Below are 5,294 nucleotides of genomic sequence, written 5' to 3'. Positions count from 1 at the left end.
GATCGCAAGCCAGCCGCTGCTATTGCGGGGGCTGGACGTCTCGATCATCGACAACGAGGTGGAGATGATCCAGGCGGCGGCCAATTTCGGCTTCAAGGTCTATTATGGCGACGGCACGAGGCTCGATATCCTGCATGCGGCCGGCGCCGGGCGGGCCCACGCGGTGCTGATCTGCGTCGACAAGCCGGACGCCGCCGTGCGCATCGCGCAGCTGATCAAGGCCGAATTCCCGCTGGTCACCATCCTGGCGCGCGCCTACGACCGCGGCACGGCGCTGCAGCTCATTCGAGCCGGCGTCGACTACCAATTGCGCGAAACCTTCGAATCGGCGCTCGTCTTCGGCGGCTCGGCGCTGGAGGCATTGGGCGTCGATCCGGAGGAGGTTGCCGAGGTCATCGAGGACGTGCGCCGTCGCGATACCGCTCGCTTCGAAACGCAGCTTGCCGAGGGCATCCGCGCCGGCCAGCGTTTCCTCAAGGGCAACATCGGCACGCCGATCCCGACGCCGCTCACGCAACCGCGCCGGGCCGGCCGCGCGCTGAACCAAGAAACAGCCGTTGTGCTGAACGAGGCAGAGACCAACAACTGAGGGGCAAGGCATGGCAGAGCTCGACGCGCGGGCGCTTTCAGTCACCAAATTCTGGCGTGACGCCGGCGAGGACGCCTGGTTCGAGAAGAACGACGCCTTCGACACCGATTTCCGCAGCCGCTTCCTTGAGTTGCATTACGCAGCCGCGCGGCGCGAATGCGACGACTGGAACGCCCATGCTGAAGGATCGCTGGCGCTGATGATCCTGCTCGATCAGTTCCCGCGCAACTGCTTCCGCGGCACCGGCCACATGTACGTGACCGACCCGCTGGCAAGGCATTTTGCCGACCGGGCGATCGCCGCCGGACAGGATCTGGAACTCGACGAGGCTCTGCGCGTCTTCCTCTACCTTCCATTCGAGCATTCGGAATCGCTTGGCGATCAGAAGCGTTCAGTGGAACTCACCGCCGTGCGAGCCGCGAACGATCTTAAATATGCCGAGGAGCATCTGGAAATCATCGAGCGCTTCGGTCGCTTTCCGCATCGAAACAGGTTGCTCGGTCGAGAGACGACGCCCGAGGAACAGACATTTCTCGACGGCGGCGGTTTTTCCGGTTGATGCCGGTTAACCACAGATTGGGAATCGTATTGTGAGAAGCTTCGAAGCGCGAATGATTGGCAAGTCAATCCGCTCTGTCGAAAAGAACGAACCGGGGTTTGGGATCAGCGTTCTTTTCACCGACGGCACTGGGCTCGCTATCCATACGGAGGTGTCTCTGCGCATGAGCGATACAGCGGCAAGAATCGAGCGCGTTACATCGACCAAACAAGAGGTCATCTTGCATTTGGGCGAGTATGATTTCCTGGCGATATCGACTGACCGCCAAAAGTACGACGCTGTCGAATTGTTCGTCTACCAAGACGCCGGCGGCACTTTCGTTGTCGAGAACTAGGCGACGTTAAGCCAACCACCACTCCCGGCCGGACGGAAGCCGCTCGATCCCTGATGTGTCGACGGCGCCGAGCCGTTCCGAGACGCTCCTGCCGCCGATCGAAAGCCCCGGCGCGATCTCGGCCAGCGGCGCCAGCACGAAGGCGCGCTCCAGCATGCGCGGATGCGGCACTTCGAGCCCGGTCTCGTGAATAACCCGGTCGCCGAACACTAGGATGTCGATGTCGATCAGGCGCGGCCCCCAGCGCTCCTCGCGCACGCGCTTCAATCGCCTCTCGACGTCGAGGCAAAGGTCGAGCAGCGCGCGCGGCGAGAGCGCCGTCTCGATCGCCGCGGCGGCGTTGAGGAAATCGGGTTGGTCGAGCTTGCCCCAGGGCGGCGTGCGGTAGAGCGACGAGACCGCGGTGACGCGCGTCGCGTCGTCGCCATCCAGTATGCGCAATGCCGCGCCCATGGACCTCGCCGGATCGCCGAGATTGCCGCCGAGGCTGAGATAGACGACGCTATTCTGGCCAGACAACGGTCACCTCCACATAATCGAGCACGCCGGGCACCGGGGCGTTCGGCTTGCGCACGGTGATCGCGGCCTTCCTGATCTGCGAGAAGCGCGCTGTCAGCGCCTTTGCGACCTCCAGCGCCAGCGCCTCGATCAGGAAGCGGCGATGTCCGGTCACGATCTTCTCGATGACCGCGAAGGCGACGCCGTAATTGACGGTATCCTCGATGGAATCCTCCGTCAGCGGACGGCTGGGTTCGACGGTCAGCTCGGCATCGACATAGAAACGTTGGCCAAGCGTCTCCTCCTCGTCAAGCACGCCGTGGCGGGCGAAGAAGGCGCAATTCTTCATACGGATGACGTACATGATCAGGGTCCGGGGGGAGGCTCGGTTTCGCGGGCAAGCATAGCATCGGTCAGCGCCAGCGCGTCCACGTTGATTGCGACATCGTGGACGCGAAACAGGTCGGCCCCCTTCAAGCGCAGGATGACGCTCGTCGCCGCCGTGCCGGCGGCCCGATCGCCAGGCTCGCGCCCGGTCGCGGTGCCGATGAAGCGCTTGCGCGAGGTTCCCGCCATCAGCGGGTAGCCGAGCGCCTGAAGCTCCGAAAACCGCGCCATCAGGTCGAGGTTCTCCGCCGCCGTTTCCTTGGCGAAGCCGAAGCCTGCATCGAGCACGATCTGACTGTCGGCGACGTTGGCCGCACGCGCGATCTCGAGCGATTTGCGCAGGAACAGGAACTGGTCGTCGATCACATCAGGCAGTTTCTGCCGCTCGCGGCCGGTGTGCATGATGATGAGCCCGGCGCCGGTTTCGGCGGCGACGCGCGCGATGCCGGGCTCCCGCTGCAGCCCCCAGACATCGTTGACGATATGGGCGCCGGCGGCGACTGCGCGCCGCGCGGTGTCCTCGCGATAGGTGTCGACCGAGATCAGCGCCTCGCCGGAAGCGGCGAGCGCCGCGATGACCGGCAGCACGCGACCCTGCTCTTCTTCAGCCGTGATCGGAGCGAAACCCGGCCGCGTCGATTCCCCGCCGACATCGATCACGGCGGCGCCCTCTTTCACCATCCGGCGCGCCTGCTCCAGCGCCTTTCCCGGCGCGATGAACAAACTGCCGTCCGAAAAACTGTCAGGCGTCACGTTGAGGATGCCGACGACGACCGCCTTCGGACCGAGGTCGAGATAGCGCCCATGCGCCAACTGCCATCGCCTTGTCGTCATTGTCCATCAACCATGCGTGATCCGCTGGAAATCAATTCCGTTGCGCTGGCGACGGCCCTAAAGCAAGGTGCGTGAAGAGGCAATATGATGAAGCGTCCCCTGCTCTGCGCCCTGATGCTCGCGCTCGCCGCCACGCCGGCGGTCCCCGCGAATCTGGTGAAGACCTACAGCTATTTCAGCGTCGGCGGCCGCACGCTCGACGATATCCAGAACCAGCTGTCGAGAAACGGCCCCGAAGTGAAGAGCACCGGATCGCGACATCCAGGCGCCACGCAGATGGCCTTTACGACCCGTATCAGCTACGCCCAGAGCGCGCAGTCCTGCCGCATCGCCGATGCGGCCGTCACCGTGAAGGTCAAGGTGATCCTCCCCGAGTGGCGGCGCCCGCGCAAATCCGATCCCGACGTTAGGCTGTTCTGGGACACGCTCTCGGCCGACATCAAACGGCATGAGGAACGCCATGTCGAGATCGCCAAGAACCATGCGCGCTCGCTCGAGGACGCGCTGAAGGCCAGCCCCACGCAAAAGACGTGCGAACAGGCAAAAGCGGAGGCCGCGTCGATCCAGGCAGCCGAGCTCGCCAGGCACGATCAGGACCAGGTGCGCTTCGACCGGGTCGAGGGCGCCAATTTCGAAAGCCGCATCCTTCGGCTGATGCGCTATCGGATGCAGCGCATTGAAGCCGGCCAGCTGCCGCCGCCTTGACCCGAAGCAAGCCGCATCCGAGGCCAATTTCGCCCAAGCATGGTGCCCGACGGGGAAAACTTTCGAAGGACGGTCGAAAACGGCCTATATCGAACGACATATAGCGGGTTCGAAACACCCCCTATCCACGATGGGAAATGACAGGCGCGACCAGCCAAAGCCACCTTGGCGCGCCAAGCACCTGCCTTTGAAAGAAATGATGCATGGACCAGACCGTCGAGACGATGGCGCAGAAAGCCGCGCCGATGAGCGAGAGCGAGAAGAACGCCATCATCGGTGGCGTGCTGTTGTCGATGCTGCTGGCAGCCCTTGACCAGACAATCGTCGCCCCCGCGCTGCCGACGATCGCGCTCGCGCTTGGCCATGCCGAGTATCTGCCGTGGATTGTCACCGGTTATCTTTTGACCGCGACCGCGATGGCGCCGCTCTACGGCAGGATCTCGGATGTCTATGGTCGCCGTTCCGTCATCTACGCCGCCATCATGATCTTTCTGCTCGGGTCGCTGGTCAGCGCGCTCGCGCCCAACATGCTGGTGCTGGTCATCGGCCGGGCGATCCAGGGCGCCGGCGGCGGCGGTCTCTTCGCGCTGGCCCAGACGGTCATAGGCGATCTCGTGCCGCCGCGCGAGCGGGCCCGCTACTCGGCCTGGATCTCCGGCACATGGGCGGTCGCCAGCGTCGCCGGCCCGCTGCTCGGCGGCGTCTTTGCCGAGCATTTGCACTGGTCGCTGATCTTCTGGATCAACCTGCCGATCGGCTTCCTTGCCATGGCCCTCATCAACAACCCGCTGAAGAAGCTGCCGATCGCGGCCAAGAACCATCGCATCGACGGGCTGGGCGCCGCGCTGCTGGTCATCGCTACGTCGCTGCTGCTCCTGGCGCTGAACTGGGGCGGCAGCGCCTATCCCTGGTTATCAGGCGAAATCCTGGGGCTGGTGGCCTGCTCGGCCGTGTTCTGGGCTTTCTTCGCGCTGAGGCTGCTCAAGACGGCCGAGCCCTTGATCTCCCTCGACGTGCTGGGCAACCCGATCGTGCTCGCCGGCACGCTGTCGATGTTCCTGTTGCAGGCCGCGAACATCGGCGCTTCGGTTTACCTGCCGGTCTACCTGCAGTCGATCGTCGGGCTTTCGGTCAGCGAATCCGGCATGGCCATGCTGGGCCTGCTGCTCGGCACGGTCGCCGGCGCCACCCTCAGCGGCCGTTTGATCCCGCGTTTCGTCCATTACAAGCGCATCGCCATAATCGGCGTCAGCCTTGCCATCGTCTGCGTTGGCGTGCTCAGTGCCATTGCGGGACGCGCCTCGCTGCCCGAAGTCCTGATCCTGACCACGCTCACCGGCCTGGGCAGCGGAACGACCTTCCCGGTCGCCACCGTCTCGGTCCAGAAC

The 5,294-nt window shown here is 64.3% G+C and carries 8 protein-coding genes; 5 read left to right on the top strand and 3 right to left on the bottom strand.

Annotated features, from left to right (window positions below; genetic code table 11):
- The 3 genes from EOA27_RS20285 to EOA27_RS20275 all read left to right on the top strand — a co-directional run.
- Nucleotides 1–589: NAD-binding protein (locus EOA27_RS20285; RefSeq protein WP_189562065.1), on the top strand; the 589-nt coding region annotated here is incomplete at its 5' end.
- Nucleotides 590–599: 10 nt separating this feature from the next.
- Nucleotides 600–1,148, top strand: coding sequence for a DUF924 family protein (locus EOA27_RS20280; RefSeq protein ID WP_126082549.1), 549 nt, complete (start codon nucleotides 600–602; stop codon nucleotides 1,146–1,148).
- 52 nt (nucleotides 1,149–1,200) lie between these two features.
- Nucleotides 1,201–1,482, top strand: a complete 282-nt coding sequence (locus EOA27_RS20275; protein WP_126082548.1) for a hypothetical protein — start codon at nucleotides 1,201–1,203, stop codon at nucleotides 1,480–1,482.
- Between the two features lie 6 nt (nucleotides 1,483–1,488).
- Here the strand turns inward: EOA27_RS20275 and folK are convergent, their stop codons facing one another.
- From folK to folP, 3 genes are read right to left on the bottom strand one after another with little or no spacing between them, the layout of a single operon-like run.
- Nucleotides 1,489–2,001 (bottom strand): 2-amino-4-hydroxy-6-hydroxymethyldihydropteridine diphosphokinase, encoded by a 513-nt coding sequence (folK, locus tag EOA27_RS20270; protein WP_126082547.1) that lies wholly within the window; start codon nucleotides 1,999–2,001, stop codon nucleotides 1,489–1,491.
- Nucleotides 1,985–2,344 (bottom strand): dihydroneopterin aldolase, encoded by a 360-nt coding sequence (gene folB, locus EOA27_RS20265; protein ID WP_042647736.1) that lies wholly within the window; start codon nucleotides 2,342–2,344, stop codon nucleotides 1,985–1,987. The genes folK and folB overlap by 17 nt, the downstream gene beginning before the upstream one ends.
- 2 nt (nucleotides 2,345–2,346) lie before the next feature.
- Nucleotides 2,347–3,201, bottom strand: coding sequence for a dihydropteroate synthase (gene folP / locus EOA27_RS20260; protein WP_126082546.1), 855 nt, complete (start codon nucleotides 3,199–3,201; stop codon nucleotides 2,347–2,349).
- Nucleotides 3,202–3,285: 84 nt separating this feature from the next.
- On the opposite strand from folP, the gene EOA27_RS20255 reads away from it, so the two are divergent.
- Nucleotides 3,286–3,906, top strand: a complete 621-nt coding sequence (locus EOA27_RS20255) for a DUF922 domain-containing protein (protein WP_126082545.1) — start codon at nucleotides 3,286–3,288, stop codon at nucleotides 3,904–3,906.
- Between the two features lie 203 nt (nucleotides 3,907–4,109).
- Nucleotides 4,110–5,294 (top strand): MFS transporter (locus EOA27_RS20250; protein ID WP_127256984.1); only part of this gene is annotated, 1,185 nt, incomplete at its 3' end.

The sequence above is a fragment of the Mesorhizobium sp. M2A.F.Ca.ET.037.01.1.1 genome, assembly GCF_003998075.1.
Lineage (GTDB): Bacteria > Pseudomonadota > Alphaproteobacteria > Rhizobiales > Rhizobiaceae > Mesorhizobium.
The sequence above is the reverse complement of the archived record's forward strand: the minus strand, read 5'-3'. Positions and strand labels throughout refer to the sequence as shown.

Bases quoted from the DNA above. Each gene is read 5' to 3' on its own strand.
- EOA27_RS20280 (WP_126082549.1), top strand. From the start codon at position 600: ATGGCAGAGCTCGACGCGCGGGCGCTTTCAGTCACCAAATTCTGGCGT.
- EOA27_RS20275 (WP_126082548.1), top strand. From the start codon at position 1,201: ATGATTGGCAAGTCAATCCGCTCTGTCGAAAAGAACGAACCGGGGTTT.
- folB (WP_042647736.1), bottom strand. From the start codon at position 2,344: ATGTACGTCATCCGTATGAAGAATTGCGCCTTCTTCGCCCGCCACGGC.
- folP (WP_126082546.1), bottom strand. From the start codon at position 3,201: ATGACGACAAGGCGATGGCAGTTGGCGCATGGGCGCTATCTCGACCTC.
- EOA27_RS20255 (WP_126082545.1), top strand. From the start codon at position 3,286: ATGATGAAGCGTCCCCTGCTCTGCGCCCTGATGCTCGCGCTCGCCGCC.